The organism is Arthrobacter sp. SRS-W-1-2016 (assembly GCF_002009585.1).
GTDB classification, from domain to species: Bacteria; Actinomycetota; Actinomycetes; order Actinomycetales; family Micrococcaceae; genus Arthrobacter; species Arthrobacter bambusae_A.
In genome coordinates this window covers 1-913 of record NZ_MTPV01000050.1, presented here as the reverse complement: position 1 = coordinate 913, position 913 = coordinate 1, and the positions used below count along the sequence as shown (strand labels likewise).

General features: G+C 65.6%; 1 protein-coding gene. It reads left to right on the top strand.

Going from position 1 to position 913, the window contains the following annotated elements; genetic code table 11:
• Nucleotides 1-913, top strand: a 913-nt coding sequence (gene lipA / locus BMF89_RS12475) for a lipoyl synthase (protein ID WP_253190806.1), incomplete at both ends; no start/stop codon positions are given.

The following is a 913-nucleotide window of genomic DNA, read 5'->3' as shown; positions in this document are numbered from 1 at the left end:
TGACCCTGGCACCTGAAGGCCGTAAGCTGCTGCGCGTTGAACAGCGCAACAAAGCCGTCCCGGTCGAACGCAAGCCCGAGTGGATCAAGGCCAAGGTCCAGATGGGCCCGGAGTTCGTGGGCCTGAAGAACCTCGTGAAAAAGGAAGGCCTGCACACCGTCTGCGAGGAAGCCGGCTGCCCGAACATCTTCGAGTGCTGGGAAGACAAGGAAGCGACCTTCCTGATCGGCGGCTCCGAATGCACCCGCCGCTGCGACTTCTGCCAGATCGACACCGGCAAACCCTCCCCCGTGGACATGTTCGAACCCACCAAGGTCGCCCGCTCCGTCCAGGCCATGGCCCTGCGCTACGCCACCGTCACCGGCGTCGCCCGCGACGACCTGGCAGACGAAGGCGTCTGGCTCTACGCCGAAACCGTCCGCAAGATCCACGAACTGAACCCCGGCACCGGCGTCGAACTGCTCATCCCCGACTTCTCCGGCAAACCCGAACACATCCAAGCGATCTGCGACTCGAACCCGGAGGTCTTCGCGCACAACGTCGAAACCGTGCCCCGGATCTTCAAGCGCATCCGCCCCGCGTTCCGCTACGACCGCTCCCTGGACGTCATCACCCAGGGCCGGGCCGCCGGCATGGTCACCAAATCCAACCTGATCCTGGGCATGGGCGAAACCCGCGAAGAGATCTCCGAAGCCCTGGCCGACCTGCACGCCGCCGGCTGTGACCTGATCACCATCACCCAGTACCTGCGCCCCTCCGAACGGCACCTGCCCGTGGACCGCTGGGTCAAACCCCAGGAATTCGTCGAGCTCGCCACCGAAGCCGAGGAAATCGGCTTCCTCGGCGTCATGTCCGGCCCCCTGGTCCGCTCCTCCTACCGCGCCGGACGCCTCTGGGCCACCGCGATGCGCAA